Source organism: Streptomyces sp. NPDC001070 (assembly GCF_053598835.1).
Window position 1 is genome coordinate 59,042 of the sequence record NZ_JBSFLB010000017.1, and the last position, 21,503, is coordinate 80,544.

A 21,503-nucleotide genomic window follows, 5' to 3' on the forward strand; every position below is an offset into this window, starting at 1 on the left:
GTGAGCACTCATCACCTGATAATTGACGCTTTATCGGAAGGAAATGGGGTTTCTCCGGCGCAAGACCGTTGCCACATAGGCACACAAGAGAGCGAACAGCGACAAAGCGAAGGAATAGCGCACCGGTTGGGTCGCCAAGCGGGCCGCGTCGATCGCCGGAGTGGTCGCCGCCCGCCTGACCAGCGGGGCCACCAGCAAGGGCACCGCGAGCACACCGGCCAGCCCGAGTGCCGTGGTCCGGAACACCCCGGCCGCCAGCACCCCGGCCCAGCAGCAGACGAGCGCGAGACCGGACCAGGCCGCCATGGCGGACGCCAGCGCGGACGGGGACGGCTCTCCGGACGGCCCGAGTTCGAGGTCCATCGCGACGAGACCGAGGGCGGCGCCCGCGAGGGCGATCAACACGGCCGCGGACCCGTTGACGACGAGTTTGGCGAGCAGCAAACGGAGTTGGCGGGGCACGGGCGCGTTCGCGGGCGCCAGCGCGGGATAGCGGAACTCCTGGCCGTAGGCGAGCGCGCCGAGGAGTCCGCCGCCCAGCGCGGCGGGCGGCAGCGGCAGGGAGTGCGACCAGCCGGTCAGCAGGCGCAGGGAGAAGGCGTGGTGCCCGGTGCGCAGCAGCACCAGGGTGGCGAGCCCCGAAGCCAGGACGGAGGCTGCCGTGACCACCCAGGGACCGCGGACGCCGGTGAGGCGGCGCAGTTCGTAGCGGACGGGCCTGGCGGGTCCTGCGGGCGGCACGGCGGCGCGCGCCACCGCCAGGGGCACGGTGGGCCGGTCGCGGCCGCCGTGGGGCCGCTCCGGCACACCGGTGTCGGCGATCTCGTCCGCGAGGCGGTGCAGGAGGATGCCGTGCCGGAAGGCCGTCTCGCCGACCTGCGCGGTGCTGGCGCCGTGGACGCGGATGCGGCTGCCGCTCTCGTGGGTGATCTCGGTCTCGTCGTCGGCGAGCAGCAGGGCCAGGCGTTCGGCCTGGGGCGACTGGACGGCCACGTACGGACGGAGCCGGCGGCGGCCGAACTCGTGGGCGGACTGGTCGGCGACGAGCCGCCCCTTGTCGAGGGTGACGATGCGATCGGCGAGCCGGGCTGCCGCCCTGGGATCGGCACAGGTGACGACGACGGTGCCGCCGCGCGCGGCGTAGGCCCTCAGCAGACCGTACAACCAGGCGGTGTCGTGCGGGGAAAGCCCTTGCGCGGGGTCGTCGAGGAGCAGCGCGGGCGGGTCGCCGAGGAGCGCGGCGGCCACGCCGAGACGGCGGTCCATCCCGAGGGAGAAGGTCGCCAGGCGGCGGCCGGCCATCTCGCGCAGACCCACGATCTCCAGGACCTGGTCGGCGCGTTCGGACGGGGCGCCGGCCGCGGCGGCGAGCATGCGCAGGTGGCCGCGGGCGGTCCGGGCGGGGTGGCCGGGGACGTCGCCGAGGAGGACGCCCACCGCGCCGGCCGGATGGGCGTGGCGGTGCAGGGGGCGGCCGCCGAACAGCGTGATGCCGCGGCCCGGTTCGAGTTCGAGCATCAGCCGCAGGGTCGCGGACTTGCCGGCGCCGCTCTCGCCGAGCAGAACGGTGATCTCGCCGGGGCGGGCGTCGAAGGTGAGGTCGTCGACGGCAGGGGGTTCTTCGCCCCGGGACGCGCTGGTCAATCCGATGGCCTGGATCACCATTGCACCATAACGCGCAAATGACCCGGAATTTATACCTCTGGCCGCAACATGGGCGGATTGAGGATGGTTGCTCCCCCCGCTCGGAACAGCTGTGCGGGGCGACCGCCCTGACGGGTCGTCGTGCCGCCGGTGGGCACGAGGAAGCCGACCGTGCCCGTCACCTTGCGGTGGAAGTTGCGCGGATCGAGGGCGACGCCCCACACCGCCTCGTAGACCCGGCGCAGCTCGCCGACGGTGAACTCCGGCGGGCAGAAGGCGGTGGCCAGTGCCGAGTACTCGAGCTTGGAGCGGGCGCGCTCCACGCCGTCGGCCAGGATGCGCGCGTGGTCGAAGGCGAGGGCGCCTTCGTCGCCGTTGCGCAGCAGTTCCTCGACGGGGGCCCAGCGGGCGCTGCGCGCGTCGCCCCCGGCGCGCGGTGCGGGCAGGTCGGGGGCGAGCACGAGATGGGCGACGCTCACCACGCGCATGCGCGGGTCGCGCTTGGGGTCGCCGTAGGTGGCCAGCTGCTCGAGGTGGACGCCGCTGCCGGCGCGCAGTCCGGTCTCCTCCTCCAGTTCGCGGGCGGCCGCCTCGGCCAGGTCCTCGTCACCGCGTACGAAGCCGCCGGGCAGCGCCCACCGGCCCTGATAGGGCGGTTCACCGCGGCGGACCGCGAGGGCGCACAGGGCGTGGCTGCGCACTGTGAGCACGACGAGATCGACAGTGACGGCGAAGGGGGGAAAAGCTGACGGGTCGTAGGGCGCCATGCCCGCGATCATAGTCGTCTGCCTGACGATAAACAGCAGGTTGGCGGGATGACGAGGACTCCTTTCGGCCTGTTGTTCGACATCTCGGCGGCGGCTTTGCGAGCTGATGCCGCCCGACGGATCAGGCGCCCAGCTGGAGTCCTGGAGCGGCCTCCTCGATCACGGCTGTGCCGGAGGCGCCGACCCGCAGGGCGAAGGGCTCCTCGGCCAGCCGCAGACCGCCGAGCCACAACTCGCCGAGCGGGGTGTTGCCCAGCGGACGCACGGCCACGATCCGATCGGGGGCGTCGGGGCGGATTCCGGCGAGGGCCGTCAGCATGTGGACGGCCCCGGCGGCGGCCACCGCGGCGGGCCGCGAGGCGGTCGGGTGGGGGGCGGGGCGGCGGGATTCGTCGCGCTGCTCGCCCGCGTACATCTCGGGGAGGCGGTACCCGAACGCACCTGCCGCGTCCAGCACTCCCAGCAGCAGGGCGGCGGCCTCCCGTTCGTAACCGCCCGCCGCCAGCCCGGCGACGGCGACGGCCGTCTCGTGGACCCGGACCGCACCGCCGCGGTGGCCGAAGGGGTTGTAGCCGGGGGCCTTGGCGGACAGGGTGCGCAGGCCCCATCCGGCATCGAGCTCCGGCGCCGCGAGGAGGCGGGCGAGCTGCTCCGTCTGCACCTTGTCCAGCAGGCCCGGGGCGAGTTCGCAGCCGCCGAGCAGGCCGGTGTCGAGCAGATGCGCGGCGGCCGAGCCCAGGTGGGGCACGGGTCTGCCGTCCGGGGTGAGCGCCGCGGCGGGGCACCCGCCGCCGGAGTCGTCCAGCCAGAAGTCCTCCCGGAACCTCCGGCGCAGTGCCTCGGCCCGCTCCCGCCACTCCTCCGCGCCCGGGCGCCCGTGGGCGTTCAGCAGATCGGCGCCGTGCAGCATGGCCCGGTGGGCGTGTGCCTGCACGTCGCAGCGCAAGGGGCCGCCCGGTGCGGGGTCGGGGACGTATCCGCCCTCGCCCACGACGGACCGCAGCCACCGCAGGCTGCGCTCGGCGGCGGGCAGGAGTTGCTCGGTGTCCCGCTCCGGCAGCCCCCAGCGGCGGGCCTCGGCGAGCAGCGTGACGAAGAGCAGCCCTGCTTCCACCCCGGAGGAAGTGGGCGGCAGATGCGGACCGGCGTGCCGCAGCGGCCCCGGCAGGCCGCCGGTCTCCGGGTCCTGGCGGCGGGCGAACGCCCGCAGGGTGCCGGCCGCCAGGCGGGTGCCCAGCGGCAGCAGCATGCGGGCCGCCCACAGGGCGTCGGCCGGGGCGGGCCCGAGCCGCCAGGGCGCGCCGGCGGCCACATGGACGTCCAGCGGGTGCCCCGGATCGCGCAGCAGCAGCGCGCGCAGATCGTCGAGGGCGGCGCGCAGCAGCGTCTCCCCCCGGCGGTCGCTGCTGCGGAGTTCCGCGGCCGACCAGGGCACGGGGACCGCCGGGGCGGATCCACCGTTCACGCCGGCCACGGGGGGCTCCAGCGTCGCGCGCAGCTCGATCGTGCGGGACGCACCGGCGGGCAGGGCCAGCTCCCAGCACAGCAGCCCGGCCGAGGCCAAGGCGCTCTCGGGTGCCGGCACGGCGGTGACCCGGGCACGGAGGCCCTCTGCCGACCACAGCAGTCCGGCGTCGCAGACGCTGGCGGACAGCTCGGGCCCGGACGATCCGGCGGCGATCGCCGCCAGCTCGGCGAGATCGGTGGCCAGGGCCACTTCGAACGGGATGCGCAGGTCGCGGGAGCCGGTGTTGTGCACCGTGATGCGCTCGGTGCCCCCGGCGGTGCGGAGCCTCTCGATGGTGAGGGCCGGGTCCGGGGCCGTGTCGCCTGGAACGCGGGCGACCGAGGTGAACCGGGCGCGCCCCGCAGTGACCAGCCCGCCCTGCACGGGCACGGGTGCCGCCCCGGCGATCCGGAGCTCGCACCGGGCCAGCACTCGGCGGCCGCCCTGGTAGAAGCCGTCGAGGCCGCTTCCGTGCAGCTGTCCGTGCTCTGCCGAGACCGCCAGGGCCGGGGCCGCGACGCAGATCACCGCGTCGTGCACCGGCTGCGGCCCCCGGTCCTGCCGGGACGGCCGATTGACCGGCTGCGGGCTCATGCCACCTCCTCGTCGACTCGGTCGCTCGGGCGCTGCCGCCACTCACCACATGAACGGCCGTGTGGGCACTCGGGTCACGCGCCGTCTACCGTTCCTGATCGAGAAGCCGTCCGTATCACCGGAAAGAGAGCCATGGCCGTCTACCGCCAGCCGGGAACCGTCATCACCGATCACACCTTCCAGGTGCCGCTCGACCACGCGGACCCGGGCGGTGAGCGGATCGAGGTGTACGCACGGGAGGTCGTGGCCGCCGGCAAGGAACGAGATCCGCTGCCCTGGCTGGTGTTCCTGCAGGGCGGGCCGGGCGGCCGTTCACCGCGGCCGCTGGGCCGTGACGGCTGGCTGACCCGCGCGCTGGACGACTACCGGGTACTGCTGCTCGACCAGCGCGGCACCGGCCGCTCCACCCCCGCGAACCGGCAGACCCTGCCGCTTCGCGGGGACGCGGCCGCCCAGGCCCGGTATCTGGAGCACTTCCGGGCCGACTCGATCGTCCGCGACTGTGAGCTGATCCGCCGTGAACTCCTCGGCGAGGACGGCCGGTGGAGCCTGCTCGGCCAGAGCTACGGCGGATTCTGCACGCTCACCTATCTGTCCTTCGCCCCCGAGGGGATCCGCGAGGCCTTTGTGACGGGCGGGCTCGCGGGCCTGCGCAGCACGGCGGAGGACGTCTACCGCGCCGCCTACCCTCGCGTGGAGCGGAAGGTCGAGGCGCACTACGCGCGTTACCCGGACGATGTCGAGACGGTCCGCTCGATCGTGCGGCACCTGCGCGAGCGCGAGGTCAGGCTGCCGGGCGGCGGTCTGCTGACCGCGGAGGCGTTCCAGGTCACCGGAATGCTGCTCGGCACCGGCACCGGCTCGCACACGTTGCACTATCTGCTCGAGGACGCCTTCGTGGCCGGAGGGTCGGGCCGCCAGCTCTCCGACTCCTTCCTCGCCGAGGTCCAGGGCCACCTCTCCTTCGCCGCCAACCCGCTCTACGCGGTGCTGCACGAGTCGATCTACGGTCAGCAGTCGGTGTCCCCGCGGGCCACGGGCTGGGCCGCCGAATCCGTCCGCACGGAGTTCCCGCAGTTCGACGTCGACAAGCCCCTGGCTGACGACGCGCCGGTGCTGCTGACCGGCGAGATGATCTACCCCTGGATGTTCGCCACGGATCCGGCGCTGGCCCCGCTGCGCGAGGCGGCGCATCACCTGGCTCAGCACGAGGAGTGGCCGGACCTGTACGACCCACAGCAACTGGCACGGAACGAGGTCCCGGTGGCGGCGGCCGTCTACCACGAGGACATGTACGTCGACACGGCCGACTCGCTGGCCACGGCGCGCTCGGTGCGCGGCCTGCGCACCTGGGTCACCGACGAGTACGAGCACGACGGGCTCCGGGTGAGCGGCGGCCGGGTCCTCGACCGGCTGATCCGGCTGGTCCGCGGCGAGCTGTGAGGATGGCGGCGCGCCGGGCGCGCCCGCTGCGCTGCCGGCGCAGATAGAGGCGCAGCGGCTCGGGCGAGATCCCGTTGTTGACGGCGGCGTGCAGCAGTCGGGCAAAGGTGTAGTCGGGGGCGAGGTGGAGGGCGCGGCCGAAGGCCACGCGTGCCGACGCCTCGTCCCCGGCGGACCAGGCCACCCAGCCCGCGAGGGTCAGGGGCGCCGCGGCGTGCTCGTGGTAGGGCTCGACGCAGCGCCGGGCGAGTGCCCGCCACAGGCGCATCGCCGGGTCGGTGTGCGGCGGGTCCATCCACTCGGCTGCCTCGTCGCGGGTCGCGCGGTCCTGGAGGCCGAGGATCATCGTGGCGGCCTCGTCGTCGCCCAGCAGCGCGTCGTCGTCGCGGTCGCCGTCCGGCCCGTCGTCCACCGGGGTGGCTGCCCGGAAGCGCTCGAGTGCTTCCCTCAGCAGGCGCAAGGTCATCCGGCGCACCTCATCGGAGTCGTCGCGCTCCAGCATGCGGGGGACGAGTGCGGCGGCCGCCGCGTCCAGGGCTTCCCCGCGGGCGGCGGAGGCCGGAGCGCCGGGTGGCGGCGGGGTGAGGCGGTCCTCCATCTCCTTGAGGGAGCCGCTGATGCGGAGCCCCGCGTAGGCGGCCGCCGCGGCCATCACGGAATCGCCGGACCGCGTGATCCCGAGGCCCTCGGGTGGGAAGTGCTCCGCGTCCGGGCAGCAGTAGGACCACCAGCGGCCGGCCGAGACGCACAGCGCCTCGACGACGGGGACGTCGAGCGTGCCGCAGGCGATCCGCAGCCGCTGGGCCAGCGGGCGCAACCGCTCCATGACCTGGGCCGGGCTCTCACCGGGCGCGGGGTCCTGGACGAGGAAGAGCACGATCGCGTCCGGCCGTGCACTGCGCTGCTCGCTGCCACGCACCAGGCACTCCGCCAACTGCTGTGCCGCATCCGGCCATTCGCCGGCGTCCCGCGGAATACCCAGCCGGGCCCGGCCGCCGAAGCGGCCGCGCTCGCCGTGCAGGGCGATCATGAGAATGCTGTCGTCCGGATGGAATCCGCAGAGGTACGGGAGCGCGGCGGCGAGTTCGGCCGGGCTGCGCAGCGTGACCTTGGGGTCGTCCGAGGGGCGGGGGGATTCGGTGTGCTGAGTCATGATCCGAAGGTCCCCTACGCCGTGGATCTCCGCCAGGCCCCTCGGATACCTGTGGATAACTCGCGCATATCATCGCAATTATCTATGCCGCGTTGTCCACAGGCCGCATCCGCGCGGTTGGCGCGGTGCCGGTGTCATCGGGTTGCATGGGGCCATGACCACCGCACTGCGCACCGCCGCCGACACGATCCTCAGCCGGCTCGTCGGGGACCCGACGGGCACCGCCCGCCTGCGCGAGGACCAGTGGCGCGCCGTCGAGGCGCTGGTCGCGCACGGCCGCCGGGCCCTGGTGGTGCAGCGCACGGGCTGGGGCAAGTCGGCCGTGTACTTCGTGGCCACCGCACTGCTACGTGAGCGCGGCAGCGGTCCCACCGTGATCGTCTCCCCGCTTCTGGCGCTGATGCGCAACCAGATCGACGCCGCGGAGCGCGCGGGCATCCGGGCCCGGACGATCAACTCGGCCAACCCCGAGGAATGGGACACCGTGCAGGCCGAGGTCGCTTCGGGCGAGGTCGACGTCCTCCTGGTGAGCCCGGAACGGCTCAACAACCCGGATTTCCGCGACCAGGTGCTGCCCAAGCTCGCCTCCACGACCGGTCTGCTCGTCGTCGACGAGGCCCACTGCATCTCCGACTGGGGCCATGACTTCCGGCCCGACTACCGCCGGTTGCGCACCATGCTCGCCGATCTCACGCCGGGCGTACCCGTGCTGGCCACGACCGCGACCGCCAACGCCCGCGTGACGGCCGACGTCGCCGAGCAGTTGGGGACCGGCGACCACGAGGGTGCGCTCGTACTGCGCGGGCCGCTGGAACGCGAGAGTCTCTCGCTCGGGGTGCTGCGCATGCCCGACGCCGCCCACCGGCTCGCCTGGCTCGCCGACCACCTCGGTGACCTCCCGGGTTCCGGCATCGTCTACACCCTCACGGTGGCGGCCGCGGAGGAGGTCACGGCCTTCCTGCGGCAGCGCGGCCACCGGGTCGCCGCGTATTCGGGACGCACCGAGGACGCCGACCGCCGCGCCGCCGAGGCCGCACTCCTGAACAACGAGGTCAAGGCCCTGATCGCCACCTCGGCTCTCGGTATGGGCTTCGACAAGCCCGACCTGGGATTCGTGGTGCACCTGGGCTCGCCCTCCTCCCCCATCGCCTACTACCAGCAGGTCGGCCGCGCCGGACGCGGCGTGGACCACGCGGAGGTCCTGCTGCTCCCCGGCCCCGAGGACGAGGCGATCTGGCGCTACTTCGCCTCGCTCGCGTTCCCCCGCGAGGAACAGGTGCGGCGCACCCTGGAGACGCTGGGGGCCTCCGAGGGCCCGATGTCGGTGCCGGCGCTCGAGGCCCGGGTGGATCTGCGCCGCAGCCGGCTGGAGACCATGCTCAAGGTCCTCGACGTGGACGGCGCCGTGCGCAGGGTGCGCGGGGGCTGGACGGCCACTGGACAGCCCTGGACGTACGACACCGAGCGGTACGCGTGGGTCGACCGGCAGCGCAAGGCGGAGCAGCAGGCGATGCGCGAGTACGCCACGACCGCCACGTGCCGCATGGAGTATCTGCGCCGCCAGCTCGACGACGAGGAGGCCGCGCCCTGCGGCCGCTGCGACAACTGCGCCGGGCCCCGCTTCACCGCGGACGTCTCCCGCGAGGCCCTGGAGGCCGCGCGGGCGGCCCTCGGCCGCCCCGGCGTGGAGGTCGAGCCCCGCCGCATGTGGCCGACGGGCCTGCCGGCGATCGGCATCGACCTCAAGGGGAAGATCCCGCCGGGCGAACAGGCCGCGACCGGACGGGCGCTGGGTCGGCTCTCTGACATCGGCTGGGGCAACCGGCTCCGTCCGCTGTTCGCCGCGAACGCGACGGACGGGCCCGTTCCGGACGACGTCGCGCAGGCGGTGGTGCAGGTGCTGGCGGACTGGGCTAAGGGACCGGGCGGCTGGGCGAGCGGCGAGCCCGAGGCCCCGCAGCGTCCGGTCGGCGTGGTGACCGTCGCCTCGCACACCCGCCCGCAACTCATCGCGTCACTCGGCGCGCGCATCGCCGAGGTCGGCCGCATGCCGCTGCTCGGAGAAGTCGCGCACAGCGGTGACCTCGAGCCCTCCCGGGTGCCGCGCAGCAACAGCGCGCAGCGACTGCGTGCCCTGCACGGGGCGTTCACCGTCCCGCCCGGGCTTTCCGAAGCCCTGGCCTCGGCCCAGGGGCCGGTCCTGCTGGTCGACGACTTCACCGAAACCGGGTGGACTTTGGCCGTCGCAGCGCGGCTGTTGCGCCGTGCCGGTGTAACGGCGGTGTTTCCGCTGGTCCTGGCCCTGCAGGCCTGACCGGTAGTCACCATGTGAGATGGAGAAGGGATCTATGCGGCGGAGGGTCAGATAACAGACAGGTCGACAAAATGACCGTTGCCGCTCGCGTGTGCGGCAGGAACAATTGAAGCCGGATCCCCGCATCGGCTCTTCGAGCCCTACGACCGGCATGCTCACGCATGCCCGGTCGCGGACGCATACCCGAAGGGAGGACCGTGGCCATCGGCTTCGCTCCGGAAACCACTTCCGTGACTTCCTCCCGCCGTGCCGGACGGCATCGCACCGTCGAACCGGCCGAATGGACCGCCGCGGGCATCCCCTTGCTCATCAACCCGCGCGAGGTGGTGACGGACCTCCACGCGCGGCATCTCCCGGCGCCGGGCACCGCCGTGGTCGCGGTCTACTCCCCCGACGGACGGCTGACGGCCAGCGCCTCCTTCGCGCAGCGCCCCGGCGTCACGGACGGCTGGGAGCGGCGGAACGCGATCCTCGCCCACCTGCGTCGGATCACCGCGGACGACCTGCGGCGCCGCAGGCCGGTGCGCACCGCGGTCCTGCTCGTCTGCCGTGACGGCGACGCGGGATGGACCGAGGTGGACGGCGCCTGGATGTGGGGGCTGCGGGACGCCTGCTCCCTGTACGGGCTGCGCCCCGGTTCGTACATCACGATGACCGAGGAAGGGTGGCGGGTCCAGGGCGAGGACCGCACCGGGCGGACACCGAACGCGACCTCCTGGTCGGCCACGAGCCGCGGCGCAGCGACCCTGCGTCCCACCGGGACGCCGCCCCTGCGCCGCGCGGCGGCGCGCTGATCAGGCGTTCGCGCCGAGCAGCGCGTTGATCCGCTGCGGGTCGCCGCAGACGATCAGCAGCGTTCCGGCACGCGTCATCGCCGAGGGCAGCAGACGCGCCACGGACTCGTCGGATCCGCCGTTGACGGCCACGACCACGACGGGCCGGCCCTTGGCGCGGTCGGCGTCGTGAGCGGCGTAGAACACGTCGTCGCCGGCGTCGTGCTGGGCCCAGTAGGACGCCTCGCCGAAGCTCAGCTCGTGGGCCGCCCACGGGTGCTGCTCGCCGGTGGTGAGCACCAGGACCTCACCCGGCGCGCGCCCGCTGTCGAGCAGCAGGTCGACGGCCTCGTCGGCGGCGTCGAGCGCGCCGTCCACCGAGGCGGGGATGAGCTGGATCTGCGCCGCCGCGGAGTCGGCGGAGACGGGGGCCACGGCCTCGGGGTCCCGCGGCGAGCGCTGCTGCGGGGGTACGACGGGCCCGCGGGCCGGTCCGGGACGGCCGGGACGGGCGTTCGCCGCCGGAGCGCCACGCGGAGGCGCGGGACGGGGGCCGGGGCCCGGTACGGGGCGGGGGGTCGACGCGGACCGGCCGGCGGCCGGGGCTACGCGGGGACCCGGGACACTCTCGTGAATCTGAGGCTCCTCGGGGGTGAGAGGCATGTGCTGATGTCTATCAAATGCACCGGAACAACGCAGCGGCGGGTAGGTCACAACTCGGCTCAGAAATCGAACCCGAGCTGCTCACCCGTCTCCCCCGCCTCCGCGGTCTCCCGGACCTTCTTCAAGTGCTGCCAACGCGGCAGCGTATCGAGATATGCCCAGGACAGTCGGTGGAGGGGGGTGGGCCCCAGCTCCTCCAGTGCCGCCCGGTGCACCGGCGAAGGGTACCCGGCGTTGTCCTCGAAGCCGAACGGAGCATAGTCGACGCCCAGTTCCGCCATCATGGCGTCCCGCCGCACCTTGGCGATCACGGACGCGGCCGCCACGGCCACGCACGACCGGTCGCCCTTGATGACCGTGCGCACGCGCCACGGGCCGCCGAGGTAGTCGTGCTTGCCGTCGAGTATCACCGCGTCGGGCCGCTCGGGCAGGGCGTCCAGGGCACGTGTGGCGGCGAGCCGGAGCGCAGCCGTCATCCCCAGCTCGTCGATCTCCTCGGGCGACGCGTGTCCGAGCGCGTAGGAGTTCACCCATCCGGCGAGCAGCCCGGCGAGCGCGGTACGGCGCTTGACCGTGAGCAGTTTGGAGTCGGTGAGGCCCTCGGGCGGTCGCCGCAGTCCGGTGACGGCCGCGCAGACGGTGACCGGCCCGGCCCAGGCCCCCCGTCCGACTTCGTCGACGCCCGCGACGACCTTGACGCCGAGGGTCGCGCGCAGCGAGCGCTCGACGCTGTGAGTGGGAGGTTCGTGGACCATGGCAGGGCTTAGCCTACGCTTCCGTGTTGGGCCCCCTGGCGGCGACCGCCCTCACGGGCGCAGCAGCGGCAGCATCACCTGGTCGACGACCTCGATCAGGTCCTCCTCGGTGATCTCCCGGCCGCCGATCTTCGACCGGTACATCATCAGCGCGGGCACGACGTCGGCGACGATGTCACCGGTGGCGTCGGGCCGCACCTCGCCCCGCTCGATGCCGCGCCGCACGACGTCCAGGATGCGGTGCTTGGTCGGTTCGACGACCCCCTCCATGATCAGCCGGAAGAAGCAGTGAGCGGCCTCCTGGTCGCACTCGTCGATCACCGAACGCAGGGCGAGCCCGCCGCGCGAGTACATCGCCTCGCGCATCCGCAGCACGAGGAAGACCAGGTCCTCCCGGAGACCGCCCAGGTCCGGGACGTCGGGGACCTCGGGGAAGGCCGACTGCAGGGCATCGGCGACCAGCGCCTGCTTGGAGGGCCAGCGGCGGTAGACGGCCGCCTTGCCGGTCTGGGCGCCGGCGGCGACGCCCTCCATGGTCAGCCCTCGCCAGCCCACCGTGCTCAGCTGCTCCAGGGCGGCCCCGAGGATCGCCCGCTCCAGAACGAGCCCGCGACGACGGGTTCCCGTTCCCTGCGACATGGCCATGCCAACCTTCTCATTCGCTCCGTAGTGAACGCTTGCGTTCCCTACCGCCACCACTCTACTGTCGTGAACAGTGAACGTAACCGTTCACTAAGTCACCGACTGGGGGACCTCGTGACGACTGAGCAAATCACCTCACCACGAAGGCCCGGCGCCGCGCGACGCGACGGCAGGCCGGGCATCGCACTCGCGGTGATCGCGGCCTGCCAGCTCATGGTCGTGCTGGACGCCACCATTGTGAATATCGCGCTCCCGCACATTCAGGACGCGCTCTCCTTCTCCACCACCGATCTGTCCTGGGTGCTGAACGCCTACACGCTCACCTTCGGCGGGCTGCTGCTGCTCGGCGGGCGGGCCGGCGACATCCTGGGACGGCGCCGGGTGTTCGTCTTCGGCATCCTGCTGTTCTCCCTCGCCTCCCTCCTCGGAGGCTTCGCCCAGGAGCCGTGGCAGCTGCTCGCGGCCCGCTCCCTGCAGGGCGTCGGCGGGGCGATCGCCTCGCCCACCTCCCTCGCCCTCATCACCACCAACTTTCCCGAGGGCCCGGAGCGCAACCGCGCCTTCGGCGTCTTCGCAGCGGTCTCGGCGGGCGGCGGCGCCGTCGGCCTGCTGGCCGGCGGCATGCTCACCGACTGGCTCGACTGGCGCTGGGTGCTCTTCGTCAACGTGCCCATCGGCCTGCTGATCGCGTTCCTGGCGCCGAAGTTCATCAGCGAGTCGGAGCGGCACCCCGGGCGCTTCGACATCGCCGGCGCCGTCACCTCGACGCTCGGCATGGCCTCGCTGGTCTACGGCTTCATCCGCGCCGCCGACAAGGGCTGGCGGGACACCCTGACCCTCTCGTCGTTCGGGGCGGCGGTCGTGCTGCTCGCCGCGTTCGTGGCCATCGAGCGGCGGGCACGGGAGCCGATCACCCCGCTGAAGATGTTCGCGGACCGCAACCGCTCGGGCACGTACGTGATGATGCTCAGCCTGGCCGCGGCGATGTTCGGCATGTTCTTCTTCATCGTCATCTTCGTGCAGAACGTGCTCGGGTACAGCGCCATCGCGGCGGGCTTCGCCTTCCTGCCGGTCACCGTCGCGATCGTGACCGGGGCCGGGCTGTCGACCCGCTTCCTGCCGGTGCTCGGCCCGAAGCCGTTCCTCGTCGCCGGCTCCGCGCTGACCGGTCTCGGCATGGCGTGGCTGACCCTGATCGACCCCGGCAGCAGCTACGCGGGCGGGGTGCTGGGCCCGATGCTGCTGTTCGGCTTCGGCATGGGCCTGAACTTCGTCACGCTGACCCTGACGGCCGTCTCCGGCGTCGCCCAGCACGAGGCGGGGGCAGCCTCGGGCCTCCTCAACGCGATGCAGCAGGTGGGCGGTTCCCTCGGGCTGTCGATCCTGGTCACGGTGTTCGGCACGGCAAGCCGCAACAAGGCCGCCGACCTCGTCCCGGACTTCCTCGCCCACGCCACACCGGAGCAGCAGGCCGCCTTCCAGCGGACGCACGAACTGCCTCCGCCGTGGGGCCACGAGGTCCTCGCGCACGGCATCTCGACCGCGTTCTACGCGGCCGTGGGGCTGGTCGTACTGGCCCTGGCCACCGCGCTGTTCGTGCTCCGGGTACGCAAGAGCGACCTGGAGGCGCTCAGCGGCACCGCGGGGATGCCCGCGGCCTGACGGGGCGCCGCCGCCCGGCCCGAGGGGAGGCCGGGACGGCGGCACACGGCGGTCCGTCAGGGGAACTCGGGTTCGCGCCACTCGTCGTAGAAGCCGTCCAGCCCCGCCGCCCGGCACGGCTGGTGCATGGTCGACGGCGGGCGCTCGTCCAGGAGCGACCGCGCCCGGAACTCGCTCAGGCTGTCGGTGAACCACCCCCGGCCCTCGTCCTCGTTCAGGTGCTCCACGATCTTCCCCAAGGCACAGGAGCGCTGCGGCTCCGGCAACCGGTCCAGCTCCGGGACGGCGTCCGCCGAGAGGTTCCGCAGGTACGCCAGGTCGATCTTCCCGCTGTTCTGGTAGCGGCTCACCTGCTGGTCGGCGATGAGCCCGTCCGGTGACACCAGGCCGAAGGCGAGTACGGAGGCCGCGGCGCTCACCACCACGGCCCGCGGCAGCCAGCGCGCGCCGAACACCCCGGCGGCCATGATGAGGATGATCAGCAGCCCGAGCCACAGCTCCGCCCCCGCCACCGATATCCGCAGCCGGGTCAGGCCGTACGCGTCGACGTACAGGTCCATCCTGCGCAGCGCCGATGCGACCACGACCAGGGTCAGCACACAGATCACGCCGAGGACGGCGCGCACCAGCAGACGGTCGCGGTCGGTGCCTCGCGGCGCCCAGCGCAGGGCGAGGGCGATCACCACCACGGTGAGCAGGGTGACGACGAGCAGTTGCCAGAAGCCCTGCCGCGCGTACTCCGCGTAGGTCAGGCCGGTCTTGGCGAGGACCTTCTCGTAGCCGCCGAACAGCACGGCGAGCTGGACCGCGTTGAAGGCGGCGAACAGCGCGGCGAGGACGATCAGCGGCAGTGCCCACTCGGTACGGCGGCGCGCGCGGCCCGGCTTCACCTGGATCCGGTCCCAGCGGCGCGGCGCGGCGGCGGTCCACGCGGCGCAGAGCGCGAAGAGCGTGCCGGCCGCGAGGAGCAGGACGCGCAGCGGGACATCGGTGACGGTCACATCGGGTGTGAGGTCGCCCAGCAGGTCGGCGAACGCCGCGTCGGCACCCGCGAAGAGCCCGCCGAAGACGACGAGGAGCACGACGGTCACACCGACGGCCTTCAGCATGGGCACCACGCGGTGCCGGTCCTGGGTGGTCCGCTCACGCAGCCCGCGCAGCGCCCAGCCGATCGCGGGCACCGGGGCGAACCAGAGCCCGGCGCCGCCCAGCAGGACGCCCGGCCAGCGACGTCCTCCGTGCAGCGCCAGCGAGCCCAGGACGGCGGCGGCGGCGACGGCCAGGAACGACGGCCACCAGGCGTCCCGCAGTGCCGGGATCAGCAGCAGTGTCAGACCCGCCACCGCCCAGACCGCCGTCCAGGGCCTGAGCCGGCGGCCGTGGTCGAGGGCGGCGACCGCGGCCGCGACCGCGGCGGGGACGGTGACCAGCAGGAGGTTGATGCCCAGACCGCCGCGCATCAGCACCGCGGCCAGTACTCCCGTGAGCAGGGCCGTCCACAGCACGGCCGGCCGCACGGCGCGCGGGGTCTTCGCACGGCTCGCGGTCACCCAGGCCGGCGGCGGAGGCGGGGGTGGCGGCGTCCAGGGGCGCGCGTACGGCGCCGTCGGGTGGACGGGTGGACGGTGCGCCTGCGGAGGCGCTTGCGCAGACCGCGGCGGCGCGGCGTCGGACGGCTTGTCGGACAAGAGAACCCCTCCCCTCCGGTCGCGCGACAGCTGAGGGGCGACGCAGGACCGGTGCTCGACTGCGCAACCGGCCAAGATCAGCCGGATGGGCGTGGCCGACAGGCTAGGCGCGCCGACCAGCGGCGGGTACGGGGGAAGGGTCCCACGGCGAGGTCTGTGACAGGGCCGTGACAATGCAGAGGGTTGAACGGACGGCAGAGGGGGCCGGGGCGCCGCTCAGCCGGCCGACAGCCATTCCGGCAGGGGTTCGCAGCGCTCCCGCCACTCCCGCGGGGGTTCGCCGCCGGGCGCGGCGGCGATGATCCCGCCGACGATGGCACAGGTGGTGTCCACGTCACCGCCGGCGCGTGCGGTGGCCCAGAAGGCACCCTCGTAGTCGCCCAGGCCGCGGGCCGCGGCCCACAGGGCGAAGGGGACGGTGTCGTGGGCGCTGGTGCGACGGCCGCTGCCGAGCACGGCCGCGACGGTGGCGACGTCGTCGTAGTCGAGCATGTCCACCGCGCGGCGCAGCCCCGCGTGCACGGCGCTGCGCGGGAGCAGCGCGACGACCCGGGTGATGAGTTCCGCCGAGTCGGTGGGGCCGGCGGGGTCCGCGGCGAGCGCGGCGGCGGCCGCGACCGCCATGGCACCGACGACGGCCTCGCGATGCTGGTGGGTGGTGTACGCGGACAGCTCGGCCTGCTCGGCGGCCTTCTCGGGCTCGCCCGCGTACCAGGCACCCAGGGGCGCCACGCGCATGGCGGCCCCGTTGCCCCAGGAACCCTGCCCGTTGAACATCTCTGCGGCGAGCGTGCGCCAGTCGGCGCCCTCCTGCCGGATCAGCCGCAGCATCCGGTTCACACCGGGCCCGTAGCCGCGGTCGAAGTCGTGGTGCTCGGCGAAGGACGCGGCCAGGGCGTCCTGGTCGATCGCGCCGTGCGTGTCCAGCACCGCGACCACCGAGCACGCCATCTCGGTGTCGTCGGTCCACTGCCAGACTCCCGGCGGCAGGCTGCGGCTCTGAAGTGCCGGGTAGTGGGCCGGGACGAAGAACTGGGAGCCGAGGGCGTCACCCAGGGCGAGTCCGCGCAGGCTGGCGAGCGCGCGGCGGCGTGGGAGGTCAAGCGGATCAGCGGTCATGGCGGGAGAACTCTGACATCCGGTGCCACCCCGGTCAATCGTCCTGTGCGCAATCTCACCCGTGATATCGCGCCAGGCCGGAGTCGGTGGTCCGCCAGCGGGCGAAGGGCCGGTCGAGCCGGTACCGGCCGTCGGGCTCGGCCAGCAGCATCCGCGTCTCGCCGTTGTCGGGGTTCGACAGGCACTCGAACTCGTCGACCGTCCAGTGGAACCACCGCATGCAGAACAGCCGCATGGTCAGCCCGTGCGTCACCAGCAGGACGTTCGGCGGGAACTCCGGCTTGTCGAAGGCACGGTACAGGGTCTCCAGGAAGGCCCCGACCCGGTCGTAGACATCCGCTCCGGACTCCCCCTGGGCGAAGCGGTAGAAGAAGTGACCGTAGGCGTCCCTGGCCTTGCGCTGCCGCTGCACGTCCTCGGCGTCCTGGTAGTTGCCCCAGTCCTGCTCGCGCAGCCGGGGCTCCTCCTTGGCCCGGGTACGGCACGGGTCGAGTCCGAGGAGGTGGAAGGTCTGATGCGTCCGGCGATATGGCGACACAAAGGCCTGCACCCGTTCGTCGCCGAACAGCTCCCGCAGATCGCGCCCCGCCGCCCGGGCCTGTTCCTCGCCCTTGGCGGTGAGGGTCAGCGCGTGATCGGGCACCTGCTCGTAGATCGTGTCGTCCGTGTTGCCTTGGGACTCTCCATGCCTGATGAGCACTATGCGACGCGGTCGGGCCATGGCCTCACTGTAATTCGTACGCACGAGCAGGGGCGCGGCGGTCCCTGCCGCGGGCGCTCAGGGCCGCCCCGCGCCGCCGAGCAGCGCGTCCGAGAGCCCACGCAGCCGGCGGCGGGCCTCCGGGTCGTACGCCTGCTCGTCCGCGCGGGCCGCGCGCAGCCCGCTGAAGTACCGGCCGGTGCCGGCGTCCGGCCCCTCGATGAGACGGAGGGTCGCCTCGCCGCCCTCCTCGACGGTGCTCCACGGGGTCACTCCTCCTTCCCTCACCATCGTGGTGTCCATGTACGTCGCCGGGTGCAACGCGTTGACCGTGACCCCCGTGCCGCGCAGCTCCTCCGCAAGGTGGAAGGTGAACATGATCTGCGCGAGCTTGCTCTGCGCGTAGGCCCGCACCCCCGTGTAGCCGTACTCGATCATGGGGTCGCCGAAGTCAATCGGGCGCTGGCCGGCGGAGGCGACGTTGACGATCCGCGCCGGCGCGGAGGCCGTGAGCAGGGGCAGCAGGCGACGCGTGAGCCGGTAGCCGGCGAGGTGGTTGACGGCGAAGCGACGCTCGATGCCGTCGGCACTGAGCTCCCGAAGACCGCCCGGCGAGGCGGCGCCTATGCCCGCGTTGTTGACGAGGACGTCCAGCCGGGCGCAGCGCGCGGCCACCTCGTCGGCGAGCCGGTCGACCTGACGCAACTCCGCCAGATCGGCGAGCAGCACCTCGACGCGCCCCTCCCCGCCTGCCCGCCGCACCTCCTCCCGCACGCGGGCGGCGCGCGCCGCGTCGCGGCCGTGCACCAGCACCCGGGCGCCTGCGGCCGCGAGCCGTGCCGCCAGCCACCGACCCATCCCGTCGGTGGAGCCGGTGACCAGCACGGTCCGGCCCGGGGCCGTGGTCACAGCGCCGCCGGCCGCAGGCGCGCGCCGTCGTCCCGCGCGACCGCCGTGCCCGCGGCGGCCCCTCGCCGAGCTGCTCGAGGGCGCTCGCGAGCCGCTTGCCGTCCCGCCCGGTGACGACGACCCGGCGCCCCTCCTTCAGCCGGCGTTCGGCAACCGCGAGCCCGCTCCCCGACGCACCGCCGACGATCACGATCCGCTCCGCCTTGACGGACCCCCTTCTCCGCCCGGTCCCCGGCCGGCCGATTACAAGACATCGTGACTCGTTAAGGATAAGCGAGACACCGTGTCCTGTAAAGTGGTCCCATGACAGCACCGGCACCACGCGGCAGACCCCGCAGCGAGACCGCCCGACGGGCGGTGCTGGACGCGGCGCTCGACCTCTGCCAGCGCGACGGCTTCCAGGGACTCACCGTCAAGGCCATCGCGGAGACCGCGGGCGTGGGCCGGCAGACCGTCTACCGCTGGTGGCCCACGAAGGAGGCGGTCCTCCTCGACGCGCTCCGTGACCTCGGTCTGCGCGAGAGCCCCCGGCTCGACCCGGACACCGGCGACACCCTCCGCGACGTCGAGAGCCTGCTGGAGGCCACGTTCGACGTCGCGCGCAGGCTGACCGGACAGGCCCTGGTCGGTCTGATGGCGCAGGCGCAGCACGACCCGGAACTCTCCCGGCGCCTGCAAGGCGGCGTCATCGGACCGCGCCGCCAGGCATTGCGCCGGATACTCGCCCGCGGTGTCGAGCGCGGCGAGCTGAGCGGTGCGGACACGTCCCTGGACCTCGCCGTCGACTTCGCCTTCGGCACCATGTGGTACCGCCTCATGAACCACCACGCGCCGGTCGACGCCCCGCTGGCCCGGCAGATCACCGCCGCGCTGGAACGGCTCCTCGAGCCCGCTCGGTCCCGCGCCCCCCGTTGCGCCGCCCCGTAAGCCCGGTCCCGCGCCCGTCACCGGCATCGCTTCCGCAGGCCTGTCGATCCGGCTCCCGCCCCTCCCGTCGATCGCCCCCCAGGGCGCGGCATCCCCGCCGGAGCGAGCGGGATCCGCTCGCCCCCGATTGTCAGTGGCGTACCGCAGACTCAGCATGAAGAGGGGAGCGCCTTCGCGGGCGCCACGGTTGGAGGCCGCCATGAAGACCACGTCGTTCGTTCCCGGCACACCTTGCTGGACCGACCTGAGCAGTCCCGACATCGAGGCCTCCCGCGCTTTCTACGGCGGCCTGTTCGGCTGGGACTCGCAGGCCGGCCCCCCGGAGGCCGGGGGATACACCTTCTTCAGCCTGCGCGGCGAGCACGTGGCGGCCGTCGGCCCCGTGATGGCCGAGGGCGACCGGCCGCGCTGGATCACCTACATGGCGACGAGTGACGTCACCGGCACGGCCAAGGCGGTCGAGGCGGCGGGCGGCTCGGTGTGCGTGCCGCCGATGGCCGTCTTCGACCAGGGCAGTTTCGCGCAGTTCACCGACCCTCACGGGGCGGAGTTCGCCGCCTGGCAGCCCGGCCAGTTCAAGGGTGCGGGCCTGCTGAACGAGCCGGGCGCGCTGTGCTGGATCGAGCTCAACACCCGGGACGTGGACGGTTCCCGCGCCTTCTACCGGAATGTCTTCGGCTGGACGGGCGAGACCCATCCCTTCGCCGGGGACAGCTCGTACACCGAGCTCGAAGTGGAGGGCGTGGGAAAGAAGTTCGGCGGCATCCTGCTCATGAACGACGCCTGGCCGCAGGAGATACCCCAGCACTGGATGCACTACTTCTCCGTCGCCGACACCGACGCGGCCGCCGCGCGGGCCACCGAACTCGGTGGCAGCGTCTCCGTGCCGCCGTTCGACCTCGAGCACGTCGGGCGTGTCGCCGTGCTAGACGATCCGCACGGCGCGTATTTCTCGGTGATCACCCGTCCCACGCAGGGCGGGAAGGACTGATCCCGGGGGCGCCTTCCGGGTCGGCCGTGCGAGCCGCGGCGGTCACGGGACCGGCCCCGGATCGCCATGTCGTCATATCGACCAGGCCTGCTCCAGGTCGACGACGTCACCGGCGACGGTGAGCACGTCCGATTCCAGATCGGCACGTTCGGAGAGCCGGACGATCGAGCCGTCCCGGTACTTGGCGTGCTCGGAGGCCGAGTCCCATATCGACAGCACCAGGAAATCGGACTCGGGTCCCTGCGCGAAGACCCCGCGCACCATACCCGGGGAGCCGGCCATCGCCGGGTTCCACACCTTCTCCTGCATCAGCACGAAGTGGTCGACACGGTCCGGCCGCACCTTGCAGTGGGCCACCCGCAGCACGTCGCTGTCGCCGAAGCGGGGGCGGAAGCCGACCTTGACGTCCAGCCGGTGCTCGAAGAGCTTCACTCCCAGGCTCTCGTACGTACCGGCCTGGGCGGCCGCGAGGCGGTCGTGCGGGCCGTCCATGAAGGCGTCGTAATAGTCGCGGTCCTCCCAGAAGGCGAAGAGGTGCGCGACACCCGGCTGGCTGCGGCTCCAGCCGCCGCCCTGCCCCCGGAACCCGGGCTCCCCCATGAGCCCGTTGACCCATTTCCGCTGCCCGCGCTCGAATCCGGCGCGCTCGACGACGCCGCAGCGAATCCACTTCACCAGCACCGCGCCATCCTATGGCCCGCCAGCGGTCGTCCAGCCCCACCGAAGCGGCAACTCCCGTACGGGGGAAAGGAATACGATCAAGACATGGACGCCCTGCACCCGCGCCTCCTCGTCGAGGACTTCGACACCGCAGCCCGCTTCTGGACCGCCGCGCTGCGCGACCTGCTCGGCATCGAGCCGGTCAAGGTGATCCCGGAGGCCGGATACGCCAACTGGGACCTGGGCGGAGAGGCGGCTCTCACGCTCTTCTCCCGCTCGGCGCTCGCCCGGGCGATCGGCGCCGACGCGCTTCCGTCGCGCGCCCCCGTGCAGGACTCGGCCATGCTCGTCCTGCGGGTCGACGACGTCGAGGCGGCCACCGGAAAACTGACCGCGCACGGGGCGGCCGTCCTCACCGAGCCCCAGAACCGCCCCGGTTGGGGCCCCAACCTGCGGACCGCGCATCTGCGCACCCCGGACGGGTCCCTGGTTGAGCTCCAGTCGTACTGATGGGGACCCGGAAGGGCCGAAACAGATAGTCCCGAACAAAACAATCTGCTAGCGTCACGTCTGGGTCCTCGACAACCAGGAG

The 21,503-nt window shown here is 72.9% G+C and carries 19 protein-coding genes; 7 read left to right on the plus strand and 12 right to left on the minus strand.

Going from position 1 to position 21,503, the window contains the following annotated elements:
- Positions 1-30: 30 nt before the first annotated feature.
- The 3 genes from ACWDAS_RS21595 to ACWDAS_RS21605 form a co-directional block, all read right to left on the minus strand.
- Complete coding sequence (locus tag ACWDAS_RS21595; RefSeq protein ID WP_450393183.1) at positions 31-1,665, minus strand: ATP-binding cassette domain-containing protein; 1,635 nt, start codon at positions 1,663-1,665, stop codon at positions 31-33.
- 29 nt (positions 1,666-1,694) lie between these two features.
- Positions 1,695-2,411, minus strand: a complete 717-nt coding sequence (locus ACWDAS_RS21600; RefSeq protein WP_450393186.1) for an NUDIX hydrolase — start codon at positions 2,409-2,411, stop codon at positions 1,695-1,697.
- A 121-nt stretch (positions 2,412-2,532) separates the two neighbouring features.
- The gene (locus ACWDAS_RS21605; protein WP_450393187.1) at positions 2,533-4,512 is read right to left on the minus strand and encodes a glycogen debranching N-terminal domain-containing protein; all 1,980 of its coding nucleotides are present in this window, start codon (positions 4,510-4,512) and stop codon (positions 2,533-2,535) included.
- Positions 4,513-4,644: 132 nt separating this feature from the next.
- Here ACWDAS_RS21605 and ACWDAS_RS21610 point away from each other — a divergent pair, with 132 nt between their 5' ends.
- Positions 4,645-5,955, plus strand: coding sequence for an alpha/beta fold hydrolase (locus tag ACWDAS_RS21610; RefSeq protein WP_450393189.1), 1,311 nt, complete (start codon positions 4,645-4,647; stop codon positions 5,953-5,955).
- Here ACWDAS_RS21610 and ACWDAS_RS21615 read toward each other — a convergent pair.
- A complete protein-coding gene (locus ACWDAS_RS21615) occupies positions 5,867-7,108 on the minus strand; it encodes a DUF4192 domain-containing protein (RefSeq protein ID WP_450393192.1) in 1,242 nt (413 codons plus the stop codon). The two genes, ACWDAS_RS21610 and ACWDAS_RS21615, sit on opposite strands and share 89 nt — an antisense overlap.
- Positions 7,109-7,262: 154 nt before the next feature.
- Here ACWDAS_RS21615 and ACWDAS_RS21620 point away from each other — a divergent pair, with 154 nt between their 5' ends.
- Both ACWDAS_RS21620 and ACWDAS_RS21625 read left to right on the plus strand, forming a co-directional pair.
- Entirely contained in the window at positions 7,263-9,422 is a 2,160-nt protein-coding gene (locus ACWDAS_RS21620) for a RecQ family ATP-dependent DNA helicase (RefSeq protein ID WP_450393194.1), read from the plus strand.
- A 197-nt stretch (positions 9,423-9,619) separates the two neighbouring features.
- A complete protein-coding gene (locus tag ACWDAS_RS21625) occupies positions 9,620-10,216 on the plus strand; it encodes a hypothetical protein (RefSeq protein ID WP_450393197.1) in 597 nt (198 codons plus the stop codon).
- Here ACWDAS_RS21625 and ACWDAS_RS21630 read toward each other — a convergent pair whose 3' ends face one another.
- The 3 genes from ACWDAS_RS21630 to ACWDAS_RS21640 are packed head-to-tail and all read right to left on the minus strand — an operon-like array spanning position 10,217 to position 12,258.
- Complete coding sequence (locus tag ACWDAS_RS21630) at positions 10,217-10,858, minus strand: hypothetical protein (protein ID WP_450393199.1); 642 nt, start codon at positions 10,856-10,858, stop codon at positions 10,217-10,219.
- Positions 10,859-10,917: 59 nt separating this feature from the next.
- Entirely contained in the window at positions 10,918-11,613 is a 696-nt protein-coding gene (locus ACWDAS_RS21635) for a ribonuclease HII (protein ID WP_450393201.1), read from the minus strand.
- 51 nt (positions 11,614-11,664) lie between these two features.
- Entirely contained in the window at positions 11,665-12,258 is a 594-nt protein-coding gene (locus tag ACWDAS_RS21640; protein WP_450393204.1) for a TetR/AcrR family transcriptional regulator, read from the minus strand.
- Between the two features lie 111 nt (positions 12,259-12,369).
- Here ACWDAS_RS21640 and ACWDAS_RS21645 point away from each other — a divergent pair, with 111 nt between their 5' ends.
- A complete protein-coding gene (locus ACWDAS_RS21645; protein WP_450393207.1) occupies positions 12,370-13,917 on the plus strand; it encodes an MFS transporter in 1,548 nt (515 codons plus the stop codon).
- Positions 13,918-13,973: 56 nt separating this feature from the next.
- On the opposite strand, the gene ACWDAS_RS21650 is transcribed toward ACWDAS_RS21645, so the two are convergent.
- The 4 genes from ACWDAS_RS21650 to ACWDAS_RS21665 form a co-directional block, all read right to left on the minus strand.
- Positions 13,974-15,467 (minus strand): DUF4153 domain-containing protein, encoded by a 1,494-nt coding sequence (locus ACWDAS_RS21650; RefSeq protein ID WP_450393210.1) that lies wholly within the window; start codon positions 15,465-15,467, stop codon positions 13,974-13,976.
- Positions 15,468-15,821: 354 nt separating this feature from the next.
- Positions 15,822-16,724: an ADP-ribosylglycohydrolase family protein gene (locus ACWDAS_RS21655; protein ID WP_450393213.1), complete on the minus strand. Its 903-nt coding sequence runs from the start codon at positions 16,722-16,724 to the stop codon at positions 15,822-15,824.
- Between the two features lie 55 nt (positions 16,725-16,779).
- Positions 16,780-17,445 carry a phosphoglycerate mutase family protein gene (locus ACWDAS_RS21660; RefSeq protein ID WP_450393216.1) on the minus strand — a complete coding sequence of 222 codons (666 nt, stop codon included), beginning with the start codon at positions 17,443-17,445 and terminating at the stop codon, positions 16,780-16,782.
- Positions 17,446-17,502: 57 nt separating this feature from the next.
- Positions 17,503-18,333, minus strand: a complete 831-nt coding sequence (locus ACWDAS_RS21665; RefSeq protein WP_450393218.1) for an SDR family NAD(P)-dependent oxidoreductase — start codon at positions 18,331-18,333, stop codon at positions 17,503-17,505.
- Between the two features lie 303 nt (positions 18,334-18,636).
- Here ACWDAS_RS21665 and ACWDAS_RS21670 point away from each other — a divergent pair, with 303 nt between their 5' ends.
- Positions 18,637-19,260 (plus strand): TetR/AcrR family transcriptional regulator, encoded by a 624-nt coding sequence (locus tag ACWDAS_RS21670; RefSeq protein ID WP_450393221.1) that lies wholly within the window; start codon positions 18,637-18,639, stop codon positions 19,258-19,260.
- Positions 19,261-19,459: 199 nt separating this feature from the next.
- Positions 19,460-20,251, plus strand: coding sequence for a VOC family protein (locus ACWDAS_RS21675; RefSeq protein ID WP_450393224.1), 792 nt, complete (start codon positions 19,460-19,462; stop codon positions 20,249-20,251).
- Between the two features lie 72 nt (positions 20,252-20,323).
- Here ACWDAS_RS21675 and ACWDAS_RS21680 read toward each other — a convergent pair whose 3' ends face one another.
- A complete protein-coding gene (locus ACWDAS_RS21680; RefSeq protein WP_450393226.1) occupies positions 20,324-20,932 on the minus strand; it encodes a YdbC family protein in 609 nt (202 codons plus the stop codon).
- Between the two features lie 84 nt (positions 20,933-21,016).
- On the opposite strand from ACWDAS_RS21680, the gene ACWDAS_RS21685 reads away from it, so the two are divergent.
- The gene (locus ACWDAS_RS21685) at positions 21,017-21,421 is read left to right on the plus strand and encodes a VOC family protein (protein ID WP_450393228.1); all 405 of its coding nucleotides are present in this window, start codon (positions 21,017-21,019) and stop codon (positions 21,419-21,421) included.
- Positions 21,422-21,503 lie beyond the last annotated feature (82 nt).